Consider the following 22689-nt stretch of genomic DNA (forward strand, 5'->3'; position numbering starts at 1 on the left):
TGTTCCCGCTGCGGCTTCCGGGCGGCCTATATTCCCGGGCATGGAATCACCGCCGCCCGCCATGACGACACCCGCCTGGCCGGTGCGCAGCCTGGTGCTCGTTCTGGGCGACCAGCTCGATCCGGGCGCAGCGGCCTTCGACGGGTTCGATCCACAGCAGGACCTCGTCTGGATGGCGGAGGTGGAAGAGGAATCCACGCACGTCTGGTCCTCCCGGCCGCTCATCGCCCTCTTCCTCGCCGCCATGCGGCATTTCGCGCAGGCACTGCGGGCAATGGGTCGCCCCCTGGACTATCGGCACCTGGACGACGACCGCGGAGCACCGTGCCGCACGCTGGCCGATGCGCTGCGCGCGGCGATCCGCACGCACCGGCCGCAGCGCCTCGTGATGACTGCCCCCGGGGACTGGCGCGTCTGGAAGGCACTGTCCGCCGTCGCGGCCGATGCCACGCTGCCCCTGGACACCCGCCCCGACCGCCACTTCTTCGCCACCGTGCGCGAGTTCGCCGACTTCCGGCGCCAACTGGGCGGACGGCCGCTGCGCCTGGAAACGTTCTACCGGGCCATGCGCCGCCGGCACGGCGTGCTCATGGACGGAGACCGGCCCGAAGGCGGTGCGTGGAACTACGACAAGGACAACCGGCGCCCCTTCGGCCCGCAAGGGCCGGGAATGGTGCCAGCGCGCTGCGGGTTCGAGCCCGACGCCCTCACCCGCGAGGTACTGCAGGCGGTCTCACGGCGCTTCGGCGACCACCCGGGCCTCCTGGAGGACTTCGCCTGGCCGGTCACCCGCGCGCAGGCCCTGCATGCGCTCGCAGACTTCGTGGACCACCGGCTGCCGGCGTTCGGCCCCTTCCAGGACGCCATGTGGCCGGGCGAGCCCTGGCTCTACCACTCCCACCTGTCCGCGGCGCTCAACCTGAAGCTGATCCATCCGCGCGAGGTGGTCGCGGCGACCGAGGCCGCCTACCGAAGCGGCAAAGTACCGCTGGCCAGCGCCGAAGGCTTCATACGCCAGATCCTGGGCTGGCGCGAATACGTGCGTGGCATCTACTGGACCGAAATGCCGTCCTACCTGGACCGCAACGCACTCGGTGCCGATGCGCCCCTGCCCGCCTGGTACTGGACCGGCGACACCCCCTTCGCCTGCCTGCGCCAGGCCATCCGGCAGACGCTGGACCACGGCTACGCCCACCACATCCAGCGCCTCATGGTGACGGGCCTCTTCGCCCTGCTGCTGGGCGTGCGGCCCCAGGCCGTGCATGCGTGGTACCTCGCGGTCTATGTCGATGCCGTCGAGTGGGTGGAACTGCCCAACACCCTCGGCATGTCCCAATACGCCGACGGCGGCCTGATGGCCAGCAAGCCCTACATCGCCACGGGCAAGTACATCCAGCGCATGGGTGGCCCCTGCACCACCTGCCGCCACGACCCGGATGCCATCCTGGGCGACACGGCCTGCCCCTTCACCACGCTCTACTGGGACTTCCTGCTGCGGCACCGGGAGCTGCTGGCAGGCGTGCCACGCATGGAGGCACAGCTGGCGCGGCTGGAGACAATGCGGCCGGAGGAGAGCGAGGCCATTCGCCGCAGGGCGGAGGAATTGCGGAAAGGCCAAGAGGGACACGCCCTGCCGTCTTGAGCGACAGCACCTTACGCAACTCAGCGAAGAATCAATTCCGTGTCTTTGTCGGGGATCGTCATCCTGATGCTGGGCTCAGGCAATCGCATTCCGTTGATGGATTTCATTGCAACCAACCAGCGATCGCCCCATCGCAGTTGAACCTCAACCAGCAGTGTGTTCGATGCGGCTTCGCACGGAGGCACTGGCCCTTTCTCTGCGAGCTTCCACTTTCGCTCTGTCACAGCCATTGCCGACAGGCAAGTATTCATCGGAACCATCACTTCAGCGATTCCAGGCAATCGCAACCCCACCCTCGCAGCGACCGCCGCCGTCACATAACTTGGCCCACCTAAAATTAGCACCATCAACCCCGAACAGACAAAGCAAAAAGTCCAAATGGCCAGTGGTGCCGCTTGAACATGCATCGAAGCCGCGTTCGCACAAATCAACACAGCGATTGCGCCACCCCACGATACAAGCGTCCACCAGCCATTAGAACTGCCGCGATACCCGAGCATTGATGAATGTGTCACGACCAACAACACGGCAAGAGATACCAGCGTACCGCCAAGAAGCAATGCTGCGAATGCGAGGAAGGTCTCCCATTTGCTCTTTTCGGGGTTCCCACCCCCCAGTCTCACAAGAGTTATAAAGCTTGACCCAATTGCGCAGATAGGAAACAGGATGCGCACCCACAGCCCTTGCGGCCCAAAGAGCCAACATATCATCACGCACAAGGGGCCAAGCTGCCCCAGAACGGTAGTTCGCCAGTCCAGCTTTTTGATTTCATACAAAAATGCCGCAACCGTGACCCCGAACATCACGACTGTCGTACCGAGCCAGAGCAGCAAAAGCCAGATGGAGGCGATGCTCGCCAACCCAATGATACCAAGGAGGTTCGGGGGAATGTAGTCAATGACAACGAGGTAGCCAAACAATGGCAAGCAGCCAATGGCAAAGAGTAGCGCACCCACCCACTTCCACGGCAACCCACTCATCATGGATTCAATTCTCCGCAGGCGGCTGATTGCAAGCGGTTCCTTTTGTTTTTTTCCTTCCAGTCGCTCTTTCCAGCGAAAACTCCGCTTCGGCTGGCTTGATTTGAAACTTACCATTCCCTCTCTCCTATCAACCCAAACAAAAAGCATCCATCATAGAGATCCAAAACCAATGCAAATCAAATCCCCAGCGTAGCCAGTGCGGGCCACCACGCATGACTTGGAAGGGTTGTGACTCCTGCGATAATGCCCGATACACCGCAAAAATATGCCAAAGCCAGTATCTTGAAAAAATTGGCTTTGGCATATATATTGGCCTTTGCCGATAAAACCACATGGACTATCCCCTCCACCTGACCAGCCAGCTCCGCGAGCATCTGCGAGCACTCCGGAAGGCGCGCGGCCTCACCCAGGCCGCCCTCGGACAGATGCTGGGCGTAGGGCAGGCCCGTGTCGCAGAGATCGAAGGCAACCCGGGCGTCGTGAGCGTCGAACAGTTGATGAAGGTGCTCTCCGCATTGCGCGCATCCCTGGTGTTGAGGGATGACCACACGCTCGAAGCCACCGCAAGCCAATCGGATGCGGCTCCCTTGTCCTTCACGGCTTCGGCCAACAAACCCCGCAAGCCAGCCAGGCAGTCCACGAATAAAGCCCCGATCGTTGACGTCTCATCACCCTCCGGACGGAGCGTCACCATCCGACCCAGGAAGGGCTCTTGGTGATGGTGGTGCTGCCGGGGCTTCCCGAGCACATCTGAACCTCGATTGCGAAAGGCATGCGGGGCCAGCCTCTTGGAAGCTGCCAACCTCTTTTGATCGCAGGCGTGTGGCCCGCTCATGATCCCCCGAGGCCGCGCCGAGCTGCACCCACCAAGCAAAAAGCCCCTGGTCCATAAGAACCAAAGGCTTTGCTGGTCATGCGTTGCCGCGCCACACCGAGAGCCCCAGGCCATTTCATAGATGCTCCAAAAAGCTGGAGCGCAGCAACACATTCTCGCGATGGAATTCGAGGAAGCGCTTCTGCCCGCTTGAAAAGGCACCGACATTCCAAGGCCGCCGGGGATCAAGCCCCATGCGGACCAGCGAATCCTGATCCGCGACCGGAGAGAAGATCACCTGCCCATCGTCGTCGAACGCAATGAACCCACGGTCGAACAGATGATCCATGCTTGGGGTGAGAAGCAGACCATTTTCACCATCGAGCCGCTCTTCGTTTGTGGCATCTCGCCAGGGTTTGCAGTGACTGGCTCGCAGGTGCTCTTCCCTTGTCACACCCGTGATCCGGCAAGCTCGCTCTATAGCCATGACACGCCCCTTGAAGACGCCTTGTCCTCTGCGCGCCAGCACCAGGGCTTGGCGGTCTGTCTCGGACAAGCTGGCGTCGGTCTGGACGCGTTGAAGCTCGTGCTCTTCCCATTGGACAAGCCCCACCGCAGAGACGATAGTTTGAGGTCTGTCTGCGACACGGAAGCCTTTCACCAAGTCATGGGCTTCAGCCCCGAGCAGATCGATCAAGGCCGCCGCCAGACGCTCAGGAAGGCGCGTCAGGTACACGCTCTGCAGTCCCACTCCGTTGGGCCGCAAAGGGGCGTATCGCTCCGGTAGCAGTGGTGCCAGCACCGCCATGTGGGAGGCGGGCCGCATAGGCGCCCGAAGGGGATGGAAATGCACATCCAAGCGCCAGCCGATCTGACCCCAGTAGGCTCCGGTCTGCCCAAACTCCAACGGCTTTGGGGCCTCGTACGCATGCGATTCTGCGATGCCGATGGCTCGGATCACGGTGTCCGCGAATGAAAAGACCACATCGCCAGGAGCCACCTCGCGCATGAAATCGTAAAACGGATTTCTTGCCTGGTTGGCCTTGCGCTTGGGCGACCAAAGATATCCGCCCCGCACCTCATGGCGGTATGTTTGGTTCTGATTGACCCACCAGTAACGCATGTCCTCCTCCTGCCCTCCCGGTGTTGCCGAGCCACCCAACCCCGCCGCGCACCCCTTCGCTTATTTTGGCAGCCCGTCAGGTCCGGCGTAGGTATAGCCCTCGACCTTCTCTCCCTTGCACAGCGACTGCATGTCCCGCGCCAGAAAAGGCAGCAGGTTGTTCAGACCATAGTTGAGCGTCGTCACGTACTCGCCTTACGCCCCCCAGATATTGGACTTGTCGCCATGGGCGCGGTAATACTTCTGCTGCAGCACACCGTTGCGATCCGCAAATTCGGCCTTCACCGCCACCATGCTGAAAATCTTCATGCCGACATGCCAGGTGTATGCCCGCGTCAAGGTAGTCCGCACAGTCAGGCCATCTGCTGCAGGAGCGCCGTCCGGCGGCGTGCTCCCGATGGTGTAACCGAAGGCTTTGAGTTGCTTGAGTCCCTCGGTCATCCACGGGCTGACGCCTTCCGCCAGAAGTGGGCCGCTGAACGACTGCCCTATGGTTTCCTTGTTTTGCCGGGCATCTGAAGCAGGTGCGATGTGCAGGACACAAGGGCTGGCCTGAAAGGACGACATGGTGCCCGCCTCGCTCTCGCTCGGGTCGTATGTCATCTTCACGGCATATGCAGAGTCGGTGTCAGGCACTGCAGGTTGCGCAGCAGCGGCCGTGCTGAGCAGAAGAACGGCCAGGCCGGTAATCCGTTTGGTTATTTGATGCATGTCGGTTCCCGGAATCATTGCTGCGCTGTCGTCGCGAGGCTGCCGCTGTGCGGCAAGGAGTAGAGCTTCATGTCGGAGCCCAGCAGGATGGCCCGGCCGTTGCCCGTCTTCAGTACCTGGCCCTTGATCTCCCCTTTACCCATACCCTGGTTGAACGGGAAAGTCTGGAGATTCTTCTCATCAGGCGCTTTGGCGGCCACGTCGATGTCCAGCATCACCATCCGGACGGTTTCTGCAATGGACTCGCGCATGGCATTGCGAAAAGGAGCCGCCCCTTGCGCCGCCCACAGCGCGAGCGATTCCCTGTCGCCAGGCCCCACAGGCGCCGATTGATAGCGAATTTGCCCGCACTGGCTCGGCATCTGGGAATCCGATTCGCCGGGCCGCAGCCAGATGCCAACCATTGACTCCACGTCGAACGTGCGGAAGTCCATGCTTAACGTGTATCTGGGAAGGATGACCAGCAACGCCTGTCCCGGCTGGAGATCGGAGCGCAACCGGGCGAGTTCGTCTTTCGACACGAAGCGGGGCGTCGTCGTAAACCGGCTGATCTTGATCGGATAGGCGGAAAGTTCCTTCTGGATCGATTCGTTGAATTCCTTGCGGTAATCCACATCCTCGATGGCGGCATAGAAAGGGCCGAGCGCGCTTTGAGACTCCTTTACCCGGTTGTTCGTGATGTGGCTGTCGATCATGGCGCCGATAAGGCCATTGGCTGCCCCGGCCGTAGACGGTTGCACAGCGGCAATCACTTCGTCCTGCACCACCACCACATGGGCCGTGAGTTCGGTGACCTTGCCGCGTTGCTCGGGGGTCAGGCTCGTCCGCAGGGGCGACGCGCACGCGCCAAGGAGCAGCGCGATGGAAAGCATCGCGATGAGTCGTAATCGGTACATGAAGACTTTCAACAGGGATGGATTGGCTCTGACTGGCGCGTCGCTCTGACGGAGCTGCGCCAATTTCTTGCTTCAGAGGGCAATCAGTCATGCCTCACTGATGAGTAATTATATTTTCATATAGTTACGTCAGAAAAATAAAGATACAAACATGAGCGCCACGAGGTTAGCGATGCAGGTGCGGGCGCGGCAGTCCTACGCGACCTGGCCCGACACGCCTCCAGAGTGGGCACTTCACGACCGCCCGCATATCTACGTCCAGGAGACACCCCAATGGCCACCGATCCCGCGCACCACCCCTTGCACCAGGTCCCCGATGAACTGCCGCGTCCGCCCGGAGACCTCCCTCCCGCGCCACCCCCTTCACAGCCACCGGCACCATCCAGCCCTGCAGCGGCAGACCACTGACAGGCTGTCGCTTCAGGCCAGCCGTTGATCGCTGTTACGAAAACGCGGTTTCAACGCAGCCACTCCTACACAGCGGAAGGCTCCTGGCCGACCGACTTGCAGCGAACGGGACTCGAAGAATGCGTGGGCCACCGACACCCGCATTCCACCCGCCCACCCATCGTTGGGCCCACCAGCGAGCCGATCCATGCCCTTCCCTGCATTCCCGCTCCGTGCCGCCGCCACCCTGTTGTCCCTCGCCGCCTGCAGCCTCGCCGCGCAGGCGCAGCTCCCGCCCGGCGATGGCCCCACCCCCGTGACGGGCGGCGTGCTCGAACCCACGCCCGTGCGCTTCGATGAGTCGCTGCTCGGGCAGCTGCGCGTGCCCGCCGGCTTCAAGGTGTCGGTGTTCGCCAGGGACCTGAACAACGTGCGCTGGCTGGCCGTCGCGCCCAATGGCGACGTGTACGCCAGCCGCCGCGAGCAGGGCGACGTGCTGTGGCTGCGCGACAGCGATGGCGACGGCCGCGCGGACCAGCAGAAGGTGGTGCTGCAGAACGCGAAGTACGCACACGGCCTTGCGCTGCGTGACGGCAAGCTGTACCTCGTGACCGACAAGAAGCTCATGGTGGCCGACGTGCAGCCGGACGGCACGCTCTCGGCCCCGCGCATCCTCGCCGACGACCTGCCCGATGCCGGCCAGCACCCCAACCGCACCATCGCCTTCGGGCCCGACGGCTGGCTGTACCTCACCGTGGGCTCCACCTGCAACAACTGCCGCGAGACCAACGGGGAATCGGCCACGATGCTGCGCATGCGCCCGGACGGCTCGGGCCGCGAAGTGGTGGCGCAGGGGCTGCGCAACACCATCGGCTTCGGCTGGCATCCGCGCACCGGCGTGCTCTACGGCTTCGACCACGGCTCCGACTTCCAGGGCGACGACACGCCGCCCGAAGAACTCAATGCCATCCTCCCCAACAAGCACTACGGCTGGCCCTACTGCTGGGGCGACCGGCAGGTGACGAAGTTCCAGGTCAACGAACCGCCGAACACCACCAAGGCGGATTTCTGCCCCACGACCGAAGCACCGCTGCTGCAGTACACCGCCCATGCCGCGCCGATCGGCTTCGTCTTCTACACGGGCGAGCAGTTCCCGCAGCAGTACCGCGGCGATGCCTTCGTCGCCTTCCGCGGCTCGTGGAACCGCTCGCAGCCCAGCGGCTACAACGTGGTGCGGGTGCGCTTCGACGCCGACGGCCGCCCCACCGGCACGGAGGAATTCGCCACGGGCTGGCTCATGTCCACGCCCGCCGCGGTGGCATCGCAGCCCGGCCCCGCTGCAGCGCCCGCGGAGCAGGACAAGGCCCGCCGGCCCGCGCAGTTCGGCCGCCTCGCAGGCCTCGCCCAGGCGCGCGACGGCGCCCTGCTGCTCGCCGAGGACCAGAACGGCGTGATCTACCGCATCAGCCACGGCAACCGCTGACCGGCGGACTTCGCTCCTTCCCCACATTCCCTGCGTGCCGCCATGAACCATCCCTTCCGCCTCTCCTCCCTCGCCGGTGCCTGCGCCACGGGCGCCGCCGCCCTGCTGCTCGGTGGCTGCGCCGCCCTGCAGAACTACGACATGCCCACCGCGCAGAACGCCATCGGCATCCCCGGCAGCGACGGCACGGCGACCGACATGGGCGCGCCCGATGCGACCTCGGCCGTCGTGGCGTTGAAAACCGCCGCAGGCGCCCCGGCCGGCCGTGCCCTGCTCACGCAACTGCCGCAGGGCGGCGGCGTGGAGATCGCGATCGAGGTGCAGGACATGGCCCCGGGCCTGCACGGTTTCCACATCCACGCGAACGGCGAGTGCGCTCCCGGGCCCGATGCCGCCACGGGGCGCGTCGTCGATTTCGGTGCCGCGGGCGGCCATTTCGATCCCTACACGACGCGCAACCACGGCCGCCCGGGCCAGTCGCCGTACGAGGCGCACGCGGGCGAGGCGCCCAACATCCAGGTGGGCGCAGACGGCAGGGGATCGCTGCGGTTCACCAACCCGCACGTGACCCTGCTCGCGGGCAAGACCTCGGTGCTCGGGCGCACCCTCATCGTCCACGAGAAGCAGGACGACTACGCCAGCGACCCGGCCGGCAACTCCGGCAGCCGCCTGGCCTGCGGCCTGATCGAGCCGGCCGCGCCCAGCATGGTGCAGGGACGCGCCACCCTCGAAGGCGCCAACGCCTATCCCGAAGGCATCGCCGTCGATCCGCGCACGGGCATCGCCTATGTCGGCTCCAGCACCGAAGGCCACCTCTACCGCATCGCACGGGGCACGCAGAAGGCCGAGCGCTTCCAGCTCGGCGGCTCGCCGGGCCGCCAGGCCGCCCTGGGCATGAAGGTGGACGGCAATGGCCGCCTGTGGGTGGCGGGCGGCGCCACCGACACCGTGGCCGTGGTGGACCTGCAGAGCGCCGCGACGCTCGCCGTCATCGAAGGGCCGAAGGACGGACAGGCGTTCCTCAACGACATCGCGCTCGCGCCCCAGCATGCGTACGTCACCGACTCCTTCCGGCCCGTGCTCTGGCGCATCGCCACGGCACCCGGTGCGCCCGCCGCGCTGGAACCATGGCTCGATCTGCGCAACACGCCGATCCGCTACCAGCCGAACCAGATGAACCTGAACGGCATCGTGGCCTCCGCGGACGGCCACCGCCTGCTCGCCGTGCAGCATGCGACCGGCCAGCTCTGGCGCATCGATACCGGCACGCGCGACGTGGCCGAAGTCCGCCTCGAAGGCGGCGACCTGCGCAACGGGGACGGGCTCGTGCTCGCAGGCCCCGGCGATCTCTACGTCATGCGCAACGCGAACAACGAACTGGTGCGTGTCGCCCTCACCAGCGACTGGGGCAGCGGCCGCATCGTGCAACGCCTGCGTGATCCGCGGCTGAAGTACCCGACCACGGCCGCCCTGCACGGCTCCGCACTGCTGGTGGTGAACGGGCAGCTCGACAGGCAGAAGGCGCCGCCTCCGCAGCTGCCTTTCGACGTGCTGCGCATCGCCCTGCCGCGCTGAGGCCATCCGGGCCGGGCGCGTACAGAACGACGCAACGGTTTCCGGTGGGGCCCCTGCCGAGCTCGGCATGGCCTCCTACTCCGCCGCCACGGTCCGGCTGACGCCTGCGGCCGGACCGCCACGCGCACAGTGGAGCACCCCTTCACACCGCCGTGGCCCGCATGCGCCTCCATCACGCCTCCTCCCTTTTTGTCCGCCACACGGCGGGCAGTGCTCCGGCCAGGGAGGCGCGATGAGTTCCCGTGCCGTCTCCCCTACCGATCCCATACCGCCCTATCCGCACGCCGCTGGCGGCTGGGGGTCGATGAAGGCCGTCGCCGTCAGCGTCCTCAAGGAAGGCGCACCGCTCACCACGCTCAATGCCCTGCGGCACCAGAACAAGGCCGACGGCTTCGCCTGCACAGGATGCGCCTGGGGCAAACCGGCCAGGCCGCGTGCCGCGGAGTTCTGCGACAACGGTGCCAAGGCGACGGCGTGGGAGCTCACGGACAAGCGCGCAGGCCCGGACTTCTTCGCACGCCACACGCTGTCTGAACTGCGGCAGTGGTCCGACCTCGACCTCGAAAGCGCAGGCCGCCTGACCGAGCCGCTGCGCTACGACGCCGCGCAGGACCGGTACGTCGCCGTGACCTGGGACGAAGCCTTCGCCGGCATCGGCCGTGCGCTGAAGGAACTGCGCGCCGAAGACCCGGACACGGCCATCTTCTACGCCTCCGGACACGCCTCGCTCGAAACCAGCTACATGTACCAGTTGCTGGCCCGGCTGTACGGCAACAACAACCTGCCCGACAGCTCCAACATGTGCCACGAGAGCACCTCGGTGGCGCTGCCGGAAACCATCGGCGTGCCGGTGGGCACCGTGCGGCTGGAGGATTTCGGGCACGCCGGGGCCATCTTCTTCTTCGGCCAGAACGTGGGCACCAACAGCCCGCGCATGCTCCATCCGCTGCAGGAAGCGCGCGAGCGCGGCATGCCCGTGGTGACGTTCAACCCGATCAAGGAGCCAGGGCTCCTGCATTTCGCCAACCCGCAGTCGCCCGTGGACATGCTCACGCCGAAGGACACGGCGATCAGCACCCAGTACCTGCAGGTGCGCAACGGGGGCGACCTCGCCGCCCTCACGGGCCTGTGCAAATGGCTCATCGAGGCCGACGACGAGGCGCAGATGCACGGTGCCATCCGGGTGCTGGATGCGGACTTCATCGCGCAGCACACGCAGGGCATCGACGCGTTCGCCGCCGCGATGCGCGCGAGCCGCTGGGACGACATCGAACGGGACAGCGGCCTCTCGCGCGCCGCGCTCTCGCAGGCCGCGCAGACCTATGCGCAGGCCGGCACGGTGATCGCCGTGTACGGCATGGGCCTGACCCAGCACCGCCACGGCGTCGCCAACGTGCAGATGGTCAGCAACCTGCTGCTGCTGCGCGGCAACATCGGCAAGCCGGGCGCGGGCATCTGCCCGGTGCGCGGCCACTCCAACGTGCAGGGCCAGCGCACCGTCGGCATCACGGAAAAGCCCGAACTCGCGCCCCTGGACCGCCTCGCCGGGCTCTACCGCTTCGAGCCCCCGCGCCACAAGGGCCGCGACACGATCGCGACCTGCGAGGGCATCATCAACGGCTCGGTGCGCGCCTTCATCGGCCTGGGCGGCAACTTCGTGCGCGCCGTGCCCGACACGCGCCGGCTGGAAGCGGACTGGGGCCGCCTGCGGCTCGCCGTGCACGTGGCCACGCGCCTCAACCACACCCACGTCGTTCCCGCACAGGACACCTACCTGCTTCCCTGCCTCGGCCGCATCGAGGTGGACACGCAGGCGACCGGTCCGCAGACGGTGTCGATCGAGGATTCCATGGGCGTGATCCACCCGTCGCGCGGCGTCGCCGACCCCGCCGCGCCCACGCTGCGCTCCGAGGCGGCGATCGTCGCGGGCATCGCCCGGGCCACGCTGCCCGGGAATCCCCACGTTCCCTGGGAGGCCTGGACGGGCGACTACACGCTCGTGCGCACCGCCATCGAAGCCACCTGGCCGGACATCTTCCGGAACTTCCACCACCGGTTGCGCGAGCCCGGGGGACTGCCCAAGCCCAACGCCGCCCGTGAGCGGAACTGGAAGACCCCCGGCGGCAAGGCCTGCTTCGTGGTGCCCCCTGCCGATGCCGGCGCGGAGCAGGAGGCCGACGTACTGAACCTCATGACCCTGCGCAGCGAGGACCAGTTCAACACCACCGTCTACAGCCTGGATGACCGCTTCCGCAACATCCATGGCACGCGCAACGTGCTGCTGATGCACCCTGACGACATGGCCCGCCGCGGCCTCGCGCAGGGCGACGCCGTGCACGTGACGACCGCCGTGGACGACGGGCATTCGCGCCGGCTCTCGGGCCTCCAGGCCGTGCCCTTCGACCTGCCGGCCGGCTCCGTGGCGGGCTACTTCCCGGAATGCAACCTGCTCGTGCCGCTGGGCCACCACGCGGACAAGAGCCACGTTCCCGCATCCAAGTGCATTCCGGTCCGCGTCGAGCAGGCACCGGCGAGCGCCCTCATGCCTCCGGCCCACGCCTGAACCCAACGTTTCTTCCCCACACCTTTTCCGCGAGGCCGCCATGCCCCAATCCACCCCCACGCCGCCGCCGTCTCATCCCCTGCCCTACCGCCCGGACTACGAGGTGCCCGAAGAGGACGAGGCGCAGACCAACGCGGAACTGCTGGCGGCCATGCGCCGCATCAGCGAGACCGTCGCCCGGGACGAAGGCCGTGCCTACCGCAGCGTGCACGCCAAGTCCCACGGCATCCTGCACGGCACCCTGGAAGTGCTGCCCCTGCTGCCGCCGCTCGCGCAGGGCCTGTTCGCACGGCCCGGCACGCACGATGTCGTGATGCGCATCTCCAGCACGCCGGGCGACCTGCTGGACGACGGCGTATCCACGCCGCGCGGCCTGGCGCTCAAGGTGCTGGGCGCGGACGGCCCCCGGCTGGATCCGGCCGACGGCCTCGCCGAGCAGGACTTCCTCATGGTCAACGGGCCTGTCTTCACCGCGGCCACGGCGAAGCAGTTCCTGCGCAGCCTCAAACTCCTGGCCGCCACCACCGACAAGGCACCGCAGGCCAAGAAGATCCTCTCGGCCGCGCTGCGCGGGCTGGAGAGCCTCGTCGAGCAGGCCGGCGGCGAAAGCGCGACCCTCAAGGCCATGGGCGGGCACCCGGCCACCCATCCGCTGGGGGAAACCTATTTCACGCAGGTGCCGCTGCTGTTCGGCCCCTACATGGCCAAACTCTGCCTGGCCCCCGTATCGCCGGAGATCGCGGCCCTCAAGGAAGCGCCCATGGACCTCTCCGCCAGCCCGCACGCACTGCGCGATGCGGTGTCGGGCACCCTGCGCACCCACGGCGGCACCTGGGAGCTGCGCGTGCAACTGTGCGTGGACATCGAGAAGATGCCGCTGGAGGACGCCTCCGTGGAATGGCCGCAGGACCTGTCACCCTACGTGGCCGTCGCGCGCGTCCATGTGCCCGCCCAGGCAACCTGGGACCCGGAGCACGGCCCGCAGGAAGACGACCGCCTGTCCTTCAGCCCCTGGCGCGGCCTGGCCGCGCACCGCCCCCTGGGCTCGATCATGCGCGTGCGCCGCGCGGCGTATCCGGCGGCGGCACGGTACCGGCAGGCGTTCAACGCGGGGGAGATCCGGGGCGAGGAGGAGGACAAATCGGCCTCGGAATGACGGTGCCGTGCCGTGCACGGGCGTCCCTGAAAGAAAAGCAATTTACAGGTCAAAAGCTGTAATTCCAGTTTACTGCTTATAATATGTAAATTCTAAATACAGCCTAGGGTTTGTATGCCCGGATTCACGGTACGCACGGCAGATCAGTTGCCCGCCCTGCTCCAGGCCTTCCGCAAGCAGAGTGGGCTGACGCAAAGCGATGTGGCCTTGCGCCTGGGTGTCACTCAGCAAACGTATTCCGCACTGGAGCGCAATGCCGGGAACATGGGTGCAGCACGGTTGTTGCAGCTATTGAGCGTTTTGGGCGTGGAGATGGTGCTCGACAATTCCGCACCGTCCCCGAGTCCGGAGTCGCGGCAGGTGGTGGACGACACCCCGAATTGGTGAACGCCATGGGTCGCCGTTCGCACAAGCGCTCTCTGGATCTCTGGATGAACGGTGCATTCGTCGGCACCTGGCACCTGTCTCCGAACGCGCCTGACACCCTGCAGTACGACACCGCGTGGACCCGGTCGGAGCAAGGGCGAGCGCTGTCTCTGTCCCTGCCTTTCACCCCGGGCAATGCGCCGCATCGCGGCCCCCAGGTCCGTACCTACTTCGAGAATCTGCTGCCCGACAGCAGGGACATCCGCGAGCGGATCGCCCGGCGCTACCGGACCGGCACCACCGACGCTTTCGACCTGTTGGCAGAGGTCGGCCGCGATTGCGTGGGTGCGCTGGAAATCCTGCCTGCGGGCCGAGCCTCGGCGGGCATCGTCCCCCTGCGGGCAGAGCCCCTGAGCGAATCACAGGTCGCGCAGATCTTGCGCGGCACCACGGCCACGAACATCCTGGGCATGGTGGGCAGCGACGACGGTTTCCGGATCTCCATCGCAGGGGCCCAGGAAAAGACCGCACTGCTCCACCACGACGGGCAATGGCACCTGCCCCGCGCAAGCACGCCGACCACGCACATCCTCAAACTGCCCCTGGGACTGATCGGTGGCCTGAGGATCGACATGCGCGACTCCGTCGAGAACGAGTGGCTGTGCTCGCTGATCCTGCGCGAATTCGGTCTGCCCGTGGCGGTGTGTGAACTCCTGCAGTTCGAGGACATGAAGGCCCTGGCGGTCGAACGCTTCGACCGGGCATGGTGGAACAGCCCTGCGGGCGATCGCCGCCTCGTCCGGCTTCCCCAGGAGGACATGTGCCAGGCCACCGGCACGCATCCCGATGCCAGGTACGAAGCCGATGGCGGCCCGGGCATGGACCGCATCCTGGACCTACTGGCAGGTTCGGTGACGCGAGAGCATGACCGCCGAACCTTCTTCCAGGCGCAGGTGCTGTTCTGGATGCTCTGCGCCACGGACGGCCACGCCAAGAATTTCAGCCTGCACCAGAGGCCTGGCGGGCGGTACCAGCTCACCCCGCTCTACGACGTGCTGTCGGCCTGGCCGGTGCTCGGTGAGGGGCCCGGAAAGCTCTCACCGTTCAAGGCCCGGATGGCCATGGCGGTGCGCTCGAAGAATGCGCACTGGAAGATGCGCGACATCCTGCGCCGGAACTGGCTGGCCCTGGGAGCCCGCCATGGCATCGTGACAGACGACGGCCGGGAGGTTGCGTTCATCCTCGATGACCTGGCCGCGCGCACGCCCCAGGTGATCGCGGCGGTGCGGGCAAAACTGCCTATGGAATTTCCCGAGCAGTTGGCTGGCAGCATCCTGGACGGCTTGCAGAATGCTGCGCACCGATTGGCCAGCCAGGATGGAGCACCATGAATGAATGTTCGATGGCGGTCCCACGCATGTCCGCACCGTGACCGCCAACCGGGCGCGGATTCGCTGGGCTCGGGCTTTTCCGCCGGCCTGCAAACCCTGCACAAGCCGGCGAGAATCCCACTCAAGGAGGCCGGCCCGCCTCCACCGCCGTCCGCCCATCCCCCTTCGCCGTGCCCGCCCCCTCCACCCGTCCTGCAGAGCCTGCGGCAGACCCCGCTCCGCCCTCCCGCGCCCTGTGGGCCATGTTCCTGTGCCTGCTGTCGGGCTTCGCGCTGAGCCAGGCCTTCCGCACGGTAACGAGCATCATCGCCACGGGCCTGCAGGCCGACTTCGGCATCTCGCCCGATTCGCTGGGTGCGTTCGCCGGCCTGTTCGGCCTGTCGTTCGGCGTGGCCCAGCTGCTCATGGGCATCGGCATGGACCTGTACGGCCTGCGCCGCACGGTGCTGGTGGCCTTCCCCCTGGCGGTGATCGGCGCGGCGGTGTCCGCCGCTGCGCCGAGCTACGGCTGGCTGATGCTGGGGCAACTGCTGATCGGCGTGGGCTGCTCGCCGGCGTTCCTGGCCTGCACCGTCTTCATTTCCCGGCACTTTCCGGCCCAGCGTTTCGCGTTCTTCTCGGGCGTGGGCATGGGCGTGGGCGGCCTGGGCCTGATCTTCACGGGCACGCCCCTGGCCTGGCTCGTGCAGCACGGCGGCTGGCGGCTGGGATTCGGGGTGCTGGCGGCGCTCTCGCTGCTGTCCTGGCTGCTGATCTACCTGCGCGTGCATGAACCGGAACTGCCGCAATCCCACGCCAACGACCGGCCGAAAGAATCCTGGGGGCAGGCGGCGAGCCGGTTCGCAGACCTGTTCCGCATGCCGCACACCTGGGGCATCCTGATCCTCGGCATGTGCTGCTATGCCGCCTTCCTGACGCTGCGCGGCCTGTGGCTGGGGCCGCTGCTGATGGGCCGGTTCGGTTTCTCGCTGGTCGAGAGTGGCAACGTGGCCCTGGTGCTGTCGCTGATCGCCCTGTTCGTTCCCGCGCTCTTCGGCCGCCTGGACCCGGGTGCGCAGCGCCGCCGCCGGTGGATCACCTTCTTCTCGCTGCTCATGGGGGCCTTCTTCCTGCTGATGGCGTTCCTGCACCAGGCCGCGGCCACGGTCGTGCTGATCTTCGCAATGGGTCTGCTGTCGGGCTACAGCGTGCTCCAGTACGCCGACGTGCGCTCGTCCTACCCGGCCCAGATGACGGGCCGTGCGCTGTCGCTCTACACCATGTCGATGTTCCTCGGGGTGGCGCTGATGCAGTGGCTGACCGGGCTGCTGGCCGCCTGGGCACAGCACCACGGCCATGACCCTTATCAGGCGGTGATGCTCTGCATCGCCGGCATGCTGGCGGCGGCGTCGACGGCGTTCACGCTTCTGCCGCGGTCGCCGTTGCTGCCAAGCAAAAAGCCCCTGACCTCGTGAAAGATCAGGGGCTTTGCGTTTTGGTGGCCTGGGACTGCTTCGAAAAAACCTCTGCAACCCGCACCAACACTCACTTTTCCCTGACTGTCCTGGTTCCTGGGTACGCCGCTGGGTACACCAGACCAGTAGCAGCGATTCGATTCCGGTTTGGAACCTCGTCGCTTCCGCAAATTATCCCACTTCGCTGGACTGAATGCGGCGGCCGCGTTGCATATTTTCATCTTTTATTGACAAGTAACTAGCAAAAGCAACAGACTTCAGCATGGCATCTGTTGCGACTCTCGAACAAGCCGTCCTCGCGCTGGCCAAGCAACGGCCACTCCTGCGCGCGCGCGATCTGGCAGAGCACGGCCTCCCAACGATGACGCTCACCAGACTGGTCGCCGCAGGCCGACTCGAACGAATTGCCCGGGGCGTCTACAGCCTGCCGGGGCGCACACTCAGCGAGCACCGCTCTCTTGCAGAAGCAACCCTTCGCGTGCCGCAGGGCGTCGTCTGCCTGCTGTCGGCGCTGCGCGTCCATGGGATCGGCACGCAAGCGCCGTTCGAAGTGTGGATCGCAATCCCCCGCAACTCACCAACACCCAAGCTCGACCAGCCTGCGCTGCGCGCCATCCGCATGTCTGGCCCTGCCCTGTCCGAAGGCATCGAGCCCATGCAGATCGATGGCGTCAGCGTCCCTGTCTTCAACGCTGCCAAGACCATTGCCGACTGCTTCAAGTTTCGCAACAAGATCGGCCTGGACGTGGCGCTGGAAGCGTTGCGCGAGGGATTGGCACAGCGCAAGGCGACAGTTGACGCGCTCTGGCACTACGCCACGATCGACCGCGTATCCAATGTGATGCGCCCCTACCTCGAAAGCGTCACCACGTGAGCCGCAACATCGCAGCCTCGGTCCGAGCACGCTTGAAGCAGCATGCGGATGCCAAGAAGCAGGACTTCAACCTGACGCTCACCCACTATGGCCTTGAGCGTCTGCTGTACCGGTTGTCCATCTCGCCCCATGCCTCCAACTACCTGCTCAAGGGAGCACTGCTGTTCTCGCTCTGGTACGACCAGCCGCATCGGCCCACCCGCGACGCCGATCTGTTGGGGTTCGGTCCAGACGACGTCGAATCGGCGGTGAAAGCCTTCCATGATATCTGCCAGATCGCGGCGGAGGATGGGATCATCTTCGATGCTGCCTCGGTGCAAGGGACCGTCATCCGCAAGGAAGCCGGCTACGGCGGCGTACGGGTCGACCTGAGAGCGACGCTGGACGGCGCGCGCATCGCCCTGCAGGTGGACATCGGATTCGGCGATGCAGTGACTCCCGCGCCGGAAGCCGTCAGCTACCCTGTGCTACTCGATGACTTGCCCGCCCCACAGTTGCGCAGCTATCCCAAGTACACCGTTGTGGCCGAGAAGTTCCATGCTGTCTGCCTGCTGGGCATGGCCAATACCCGAATGAAGGACTACTTCGATCTCTGGGTGCTGATGACCGAGGGGACCCTGGACATCACCGAACTGCAGCGTGCCATTGCGGCCACGTTCGAGCGTCGGAAACTCGCGATGCCCAGCAGCCTTCCTACCGGATTGAGCGATAGCTTCTCTGACGACGGGGCGAAGAGGACGCAATGGGCGGCATTCTTGAGGAAGAACCGACTTGAAGCCATAGATCTGGCGGATGTTTTGACACGGCTGCGAGAAGAGTTCGAGAAGTGCGGCGTCTTCTGACGCTTCCAGCCAAGCTCACACAACGCCCCCCCCTTGATCCAGGCCCGACGCGACCGCTAGATCAAGTTGATGCGTCGGATGAAGAGTGAGCATCTGGCTCCGCCGGCCACCAGTCTGGCGGCCACGTACTCCACGACGGGACAGACAGGCAGCGCTGCAAGATCTCCTCCATCGGATTTCTGGCGGCCAGTTCCTTCGCGACCACCTGCACCCAGACCTTGGCTCGCTCATCGTAGGGAGGTCGAAGCCCGTCGGCCATCTGCTCGAGTTGCGCCAGAAAGTCCTTCAGGCGCCGAACACGCTCGTCAGCCTCCATCATAAGGAACGCTTGCTTGAGCTGCTCTGACCTGCCCCCTTCAGCCGGCGCTCCAACGCGCGGGCCTCTTCCTCTCGCCTGGCAACCGCGGCTGCGGCCTCACGCTCCTTTCGCAACTCCACCTGCAGTGGCACCAACTGGAAGGCGGTCCGCACGATCTCGTCAACCTGACCCTGAAGCTTCTCTTGCGTGCCTTGCCATGTCTTGCTCGCACGGTATTCGGTCCCCGAGATGCTGAAGGAGAGCTTTTCGGAAGGTCGATTCTCGTAGTCGCGCGCCCAGGAGTGTTCTTTTCTCTTCTCCGCAAGTTCGTCAGAGTCCAAGTAGACCCGCCGATAGCCCTGGGATGAATTGAATGGTGAAAGTCTCGCCCTTGAATCGAGCCTCGATGGCCGGACCTTCAGATCGGCCGATCGGACGCCCCGTCGGCGCTTCACGGCGGGCGATCGCCATGCCTCCAGCCACAAGGCCTCGAAAGATCGAGGCGTGAAACCGCAGCACCCAGTCCATCGCTTCCAACGAAGCCGTGATGTCCAGCAATCCGTGATGAAGAAGGCTGTATCTGCCATGGTTGTCGCTTGGCGGGCGGTCCTCCTGTTTCGTCGAGCTCCACGCGCTAACGCCTCGACGCTTGTACTGCACGATCAGCTTGGGGATGCGGTCGCAATACCGCTGGGTTGATTTGACCAGCGGGTGCGCATCATCCAGAACCTCAGAAAACTGGGCGGCGACATTCACCACCGCGGCAGCGGCATCTTCCTTCAGCGTTTCGGCGCGCTTGCGCTCCATGACTTTCTGTCGCTCTCGCTCCTCCGGATCGTTCGTCGCGAAATGCACGACAACGTCCAGCTCAGGCGTGGGCAACGGGGTTTGCGCAGGTTTTTGGCCCGCCTTGAGCTTGGCCCAATAGCCCCGAGGCGGGGCTGGCACCGCATGACGGCGGCAGGCCTTGGCCAAGCCTACATCCGAAATGCCCAGTTCGGCCGCCAACTGAGTCATCGGCTTCGCCCAGACCTTCACATACAGTTCGCTGCGCTTCATCTCCTGCTCCTATGTGCACGTCGGCCGATTTTGTCGTGCTTCGCATTGGTGTCCAGGAAGATGCCGGCATGATGACGCCCATGCCACTAGAGAACGATCGCAGCCCTCCTCCTTTCCCCGGCGTGTTCGACCTTTCGAGTGCCGAGGGTGTCAATGAGTCCGAGCGGCTCCTGATGCGCTTGTGCCGCAAATCATTCCTCAGTCTCTGGGCGCACGCGAACCTGCATACGGCACAGGACATGCATGAAGGCAAGGGCAGTGCTAAAGAATTTGCCGACGTGCTCGTGGTTTTTGGCGATGACGTCATCATTTTCTCCGACAAGCACATCGCGTTCCAGGAAGACAAGGACCTGAAGATCGCCTGGCCGCGGTGGTTCAAGCGCGCCGTGACCGAATCAGCGAAGCAGTTGCATGGCGCCATGAGCTGGCTTAGGCGCTGCCCCGACCGCATCTTTCTGGACGCTGCTTGCAAGCGGCCGTTGCCAATAGTGCTGCCGGCTGCCGAGCGTGCGCGCTACCACTTGGTCGCGGTGACGCGCGGTAGCCGGCAAGCTTGCTTGAAGGCATTCGCTGACGGCCTTGGCACTCTCCAGATCAACAGCAGCATCGAAGGCCGCACCCACGAGCAGGCTGCGTTCACCATCGGAGTGCTGGACCGCTCCAAGCACTTCGTGCACGTGCTCGACGAGTTCTCTCTGGAAGTGGTGATGGATGAGGTCGACACCATCACTGACTTCGTGCAGTACCTTGTCGCAAGAGAGGCTTTCTTAAGCGATGCGTCGATGACGGTGATGGCCACCGGTGAAGAGCAGTTGATGGCGGTCTATATTTCACAGGGGGACGATAGCGAACACGACTTTCTGCCCGACGGCATCGGCCCCGAGAGACCTGACCTCGTCATGTATGACGATTCGCACTACTCCGGCCTCAAGAAGCGGCCCGAATATGTGGAAAAGAAACTTCAGGACGAACGCAGCCGCGCATGGGACGAGATGCTCGAACGGCTCATTCGATTGGGCGACCCGAGGCTCGTTCACAAGGAGGTCAATCAGCCCAACCACGAGACAGAGCAGGGATTGCGGCTGATGGCAGCCGAACCGCGATTTCGCCGTCACCTCCTCACCGAGGCGCTGGTCGAGATGCTGGCCGCAGCCGCCAAGGAGCCCAAGAAGCGGCGGGCACGCCTGTTCACAACGCACGAGCAGCCGGACCTCGTCTACATCTTTCTCGTCACACCCAAACTCCAGACCGAGACCGACGACGAATACAGAAGGGCCCGGGTGGCAATGCTGTATCTGTACTGTCGCAGCGCCAAGCTCAAGTTCCCGAAGGCCAACACATTCATCGGCCTCGGCCTCGATCATCCCGCCAAAGACTATGACATGTCGTCCGAAGACGTCATCGTATTCACGTGCGATGAATACACATCTGAGCAAAGAGCAGAGGTCGAGAAATTCCGGAGGGAGTTCGGAATACTCGGCAGTGGACTGACAACCCACAACGGCTATGCGACAGAATTTCCTTCCCTGCGTCCGCTCTCGGAGCCGGGAAGGTCGTCGACGCAATCGCCGAAACGGGACAGGAAAAAGGACAAACGGAAGGCAAAGGCATCCCAGTCGTCGAAGCGACGCAATCGCCGATAGAGGCGCTTGTGACCAGGCGCCACTATCGAGTCACGATAGCGGTTTCGCCACAGCTAGAGACGCAGCAGGTTTTTTGGACGAATGAGCGTTGAACCCGCGATCCCTTGCCATGAACGCCTCCAGCATGTGCGGAATCAGCGCCAATGCGTCGACGCTTTCACCATATGTCTGGGCATGCAATGCTGCGTAGCGGTCGAGGTCGTTCTTCAAACTGGCCGAGCACGTAAAGGTCAGCTTGACGGTCTCAGTCTTCGGTAGTGGTCCGCGCCGTGGCGCGGAAGCCATGGCCTGTGATCTGCTCCTTCGTGTCATAGCCTAACGTGCGCAGCGCGCTGTTCACCGTGTTGTCGCTCATGTAGCGCGTCTTCTCGGAGCGCTTGGCCATGCGGCGGAAGATCGGCCCACTGGGGCCGGTCAGCGGATGGATGTCGCGCAGGATCTCGACCGCCTGCGTCGGCAGCGGCACGAGGTGAGCCGGGGTGCGTATGTCACGCTTCTTCCATTCCCGCAGTTTCATCTTCTCGGGCGGACAACGCCACACCGCCTGGTCCAGATCCACATCCTCCCAATGCGCCAGCCGCAGCTGTCCAGGCCGCTGGAAGAGCAAGGGCGACAACTGCAAGGCCGCGCTCGTGATGACGTTGCCGTTGTAGGCACGTATGTCGCGAAGCAACTGGCCGAGCTTCTGCGGATCCGTGATGGCCGCATAGTGGCGGGCTCGCGGCGGCGGCAGGCCGCCGGTGCGGTTGTTCACGAAGTTCCTGGCCGGATCCAGCGTGCCCACGTCGACGGCGTACTGGAATACATGCTGCACCGCTTCACGCACGCGCTGCGCCGTTTCCAGATTGCCGCGTTCCTTGATGCGGTGCAGGCAGCGGACCACCTCGGTCGGCACGATGGTTTCCATGGCCAGCGCCCCGATCCACGGGAAGATGTGCAGCTCCAGGTGGCGCATCACCCTCTCGGCATAGCTGGCCGACCATTCGCGGTCCTTCTTCGCCTGGGCATGCCAGGCGCGGACCGTCCGCTCAAAGGTATTGAGGTGGGCAACGCGATCGCGCTCCTCCTCCACGCGCCGCGCCTCGCGGGGATCGACGCCGTCGGCGCGCTTCTCGGCTTCGGCACGCGCCTTCTTTCGCGCCGCCGCAAGCGTCACCACCGGGTAGTGCCCGATGCTGAGCTTGGCCTCCTTGCCGTGCTGCTTGTAACGATAGACCCACACCTTGCCGGTCGGCCGCACGCGAAGGTAGAGACCGTCGCCGTCCGCCAGCAAATATTCCTTGTCACGCGGCGCCGCCGCCTTGATCTGAAGCTCGTTGAGTTGCCCCATGGTGTACCCAAAATCGACTGCGGTTGAAAAGCAGTCTGGGGTACACCGTTGGGTACACGCAAAAACAGGACTTTGTGGGATTCAGCGATACCGCTTGAG

22 protein-coding genes are annotated in these 22689 nt (G+C 64.9%); 12 read left to right on the forward strand and 10 right to left on the reverse strand.

What is annotated here, in order from left to right; translation table 11 throughout:
- The first annotated feature begins 61 nt into the window (after window positions 1-61).
- On the forward strand, window positions 62-1642 hold the full coding sequence (locus BLR05_RS16960; protein ID WP_092836321.1) for a cryptochrome/photolyase family protein: 1581 nt from the start codon (window positions 62-64) through the stop codon (window positions 1640-1642).
- Between the two features lie 20 nt (window positions 1643-1662).
- On the opposite strand, the gene BLR05_RS26015 is transcribed toward BLR05_RS16960, so the two are convergent.
- Window positions 1663-2739 carry a hypothetical protein gene (locus tag BLR05_RS26015; protein WP_143015943.1) on the reverse strand — a complete coding sequence of 359 codons (1077 nt, stop codon included), beginning with the start codon at window positions 2737-2739 and terminating at the stop codon, window positions 1663-1665.
- A gap of 218 nt (window positions 2740-2957) precedes the next feature.
- Here BLR05_RS26015 and BLR05_RS16965 point away from each other — a divergent pair, with 218 nt between their 5' ends.
- Window positions 2958-3344 (forward strand): helix-turn-helix domain-containing protein, encoded by a 387-nt coding sequence (locus BLR05_RS16965; protein WP_092836324.1) that lies wholly within the window; start codon window positions 2958-2960, stop codon window positions 3342-3344.
- A 231-nt stretch (window positions 3345-3575) separates the two neighbouring features.
- On the opposite strand, the gene BLR05_RS16970 is transcribed toward BLR05_RS16965, so the two are convergent.
- From BLR05_RS16970 to BLR05_RS16980, 4 genes are read right to left on the reverse strand one after another with little or no spacing between them, the layout of a single operon-like run.
- Window positions 3576-4562 (reverse strand): HNH endonuclease, encoded by a 987-nt coding sequence (locus BLR05_RS16970; RefSeq protein WP_092836326.1) that lies wholly within the window; start codon window positions 4560-4562, stop codon window positions 3576-3578.
- Window positions 4563-4622: 60 nt separating this feature from the next.
- Entirely contained in the window at window positions 4623-4748 is a 126-nt protein-coding gene (locus BLR05_RS27525; protein WP_269059177.1) for a hypothetical protein, read from the reverse strand.
- Window positions 4749-4757: 9 nt separating this feature from the next.
- On the reverse strand, window positions 4758-5291 hold the full coding sequence (locus BLR05_RS16975; protein WP_244160121.1) for a hypothetical protein: 534 nt from the start codon (window positions 5289-5291) through the stop codon (window positions 4758-4760).
- Window positions 5288-6181 carry a hypothetical protein gene (locus tag BLR05_RS16980; protein WP_230681072.1) on the reverse strand — a complete coding sequence of 298 codons (894 nt, stop codon included), beginning with the start codon at window positions 6179-6181 and terminating at the stop codon, window positions 5288-5290. The genes BLR05_RS16975 and BLR05_RS16980 overlap by 4 nt, the downstream gene beginning before the upstream one ends.
- A 583-nt stretch (window positions 6182-6764) precedes the next feature.
- Here BLR05_RS16980 and BLR05_RS16985 point away from each other — a divergent pair.
- The 9 genes from BLR05_RS16985 (at window position 6765) to BLR05_RS17025 (ending at window position 18260) form a co-directional block, all read left to right on the forward strand.
- Window positions 6765-8039 (forward strand): PQQ-dependent sugar dehydrogenase, encoded by a 1275-nt coding sequence (locus BLR05_RS16985; protein ID WP_092836330.1) that lies wholly within the window; start codon window positions 6765-6767, stop codon window positions 8037-8039.
- 42 nt (window positions 8040-8081) lie between these two features.
- Window positions 8082-9614 carry a superoxide dismutase family protein gene (locus BLR05_RS16990; RefSeq protein ID WP_092836334.1) on the forward strand — a complete coding sequence of 511 codons (1533 nt, stop codon included), beginning with the start codon at window positions 8082-8084 and terminating at the stop codon, window positions 9612-9614.
- 232 nt (window positions 9615-9846) lie between these two features.
- Window positions 9847-12177: an FdhF/YdeP family oxidoreductase gene (locus BLR05_RS16995; protein ID WP_092836336.1), complete on the forward strand. Its 2331-nt coding sequence runs from the start codon at window positions 9847-9849 to the stop codon at window positions 12175-12177.
- 40 nt (window positions 12178-12217) lie between these two features.
- Window positions 12218-13333 carry a catalase family protein gene (locus tag BLR05_RS17000; protein ID WP_092836338.1) on the forward strand — a complete coding sequence of 372 codons (1116 nt, stop codon included), beginning with the start codon at window positions 12218-12220 and terminating at the stop codon, window positions 13331-13333.
- Between the two features lie 114 nt (window positions 13334-13447).
- Entirely contained in the window at window positions 13448-13720 is a 273-nt protein-coding gene (locus tag BLR05_RS17005; protein WP_092836340.1) for a helix-turn-helix domain-containing protein, read from the forward strand.
- A 5-nt stretch (window positions 13721-13725) separates the two neighbouring features.
- Complete coding sequence (locus BLR05_RS17010; protein WP_167361283.1) at window positions 13726-15090, forward strand: type II toxin-antitoxin system HipA family toxin; 1365 nt, start codon at window positions 13726-13728, stop codon at window positions 15088-15090.
- Between the two features lie 242 nt (window positions 15091-15332).
- Window positions 15333-16544, forward strand: a complete 1212-nt coding sequence (locus BLR05_RS17015; protein ID WP_377777390.1) for an MFS transporter — start codon at window positions 15333-15335, stop codon at window positions 16542-16544.
- A 262-nt stretch (window positions 16545-16806) separates the two neighbouring features.
- The gene (locus BLR05_RS17020; protein WP_092836345.1) at window positions 16807-17418 is read left to right on the forward strand and encodes a type IV toxin-antitoxin system AbiEi family antitoxin domain-containing protein; all 612 of its coding nucleotides are present in this window, start codon (window positions 16807-16809) and stop codon (window positions 17416-17418) included.
- Window positions 17415-18260: a nucleotidyl transferase AbiEii/AbiGii toxin family protein gene (locus tag BLR05_RS17025; protein ID WP_092836350.1), complete on the forward strand. Its 846-nt coding sequence runs from the start codon at window positions 17415-17417 to the stop codon at window positions 18258-18260. Before BLR05_RS17020 ends, BLR05_RS17025 begins: the two co-directional genes overlap by 4 nt.
- Before the next feature lie 61 nt (window positions 18261-18321).
- On the opposite strand, the gene BLR05_RS17030 is transcribed toward BLR05_RS17025, so the two are convergent.
- The 3 genes from BLR05_RS17030 to BLR05_RS27245 are packed head-to-tail and all read right to left on the reverse strand — an operon-like array spanning window position 18322 to window position 19617.
- Entirely contained in the window at window positions 18322-18579 is a 258-nt protein-coding gene (locus BLR05_RS17030; RefSeq protein WP_092836353.1) for a hypothetical protein, read from the reverse strand.
- A complete protein-coding gene (locus tag BLR05_RS17035; protein ID WP_092836355.1) occupies window positions 18576-18899 on the reverse strand; it encodes a hypothetical protein in 324 nt (107 codons plus the stop codon). Before BLR05_RS17035 ends, BLR05_RS17030 begins: the two co-directional genes overlap by 4 nt.
- Window positions 18889-19617, reverse strand: coding sequence for a hypothetical protein (locus BLR05_RS27245; protein WP_092836357.1), 729 nt, complete (start codon window positions 19615-19617; stop codon window positions 18889-18891). Before BLR05_RS27245 ends, BLR05_RS17035 begins: the two co-directional genes overlap by 11 nt.
- Before the next feature lie 68 nt (window positions 19618-19685).
- On the opposite strand from BLR05_RS27245, the gene BLR05_RS17045 reads away from it, so the two are divergent.
- On the forward strand, window positions 19686-21260 hold the full coding sequence (locus BLR05_RS17045) for a hypothetical protein (protein WP_143015945.1): 1575 nt from the start codon (window positions 19686-19688) through the stop codon (window positions 21258-21260).
- A gap of 30 nt (window positions 21261-21290) precedes the next feature.
- Here BLR05_RS17045 and BLR05_RS17050 read toward each other — a convergent pair whose 3' ends face one another.
- Both BLR05_RS17050 and BLR05_RS17055 read right to left on the reverse strand, forming a co-directional pair.
- Window positions 21291-21545, reverse strand: coding sequence for a DUF2274 domain-containing protein (locus BLR05_RS17050; RefSeq protein ID WP_092836361.1), 255 nt, complete (start codon window positions 21543-21545; stop codon window positions 21291-21293).
- A complete protein-coding gene (locus BLR05_RS17055; RefSeq protein WP_244160122.1) occupies window positions 21505-22590 on the reverse strand; it encodes a tyrosine-type recombinase/integrase in 1086 nt (361 codons plus the stop codon). Before BLR05_RS17055 ends, BLR05_RS17050 begins: the two co-directional genes overlap by 41 nt.
- Window positions 22591-22689: the final 99 nt, after the last annotated feature.

Source organism: Paracidovorax cattleyae (assembly GCF_900104515.1).
Classification (GTDB): Bacteria; Pseudomonadota; Gammaproteobacteria; order Burkholderiales; family Burkholderiaceae_C; genus Paracidovorax; species Paracidovorax cattleyae.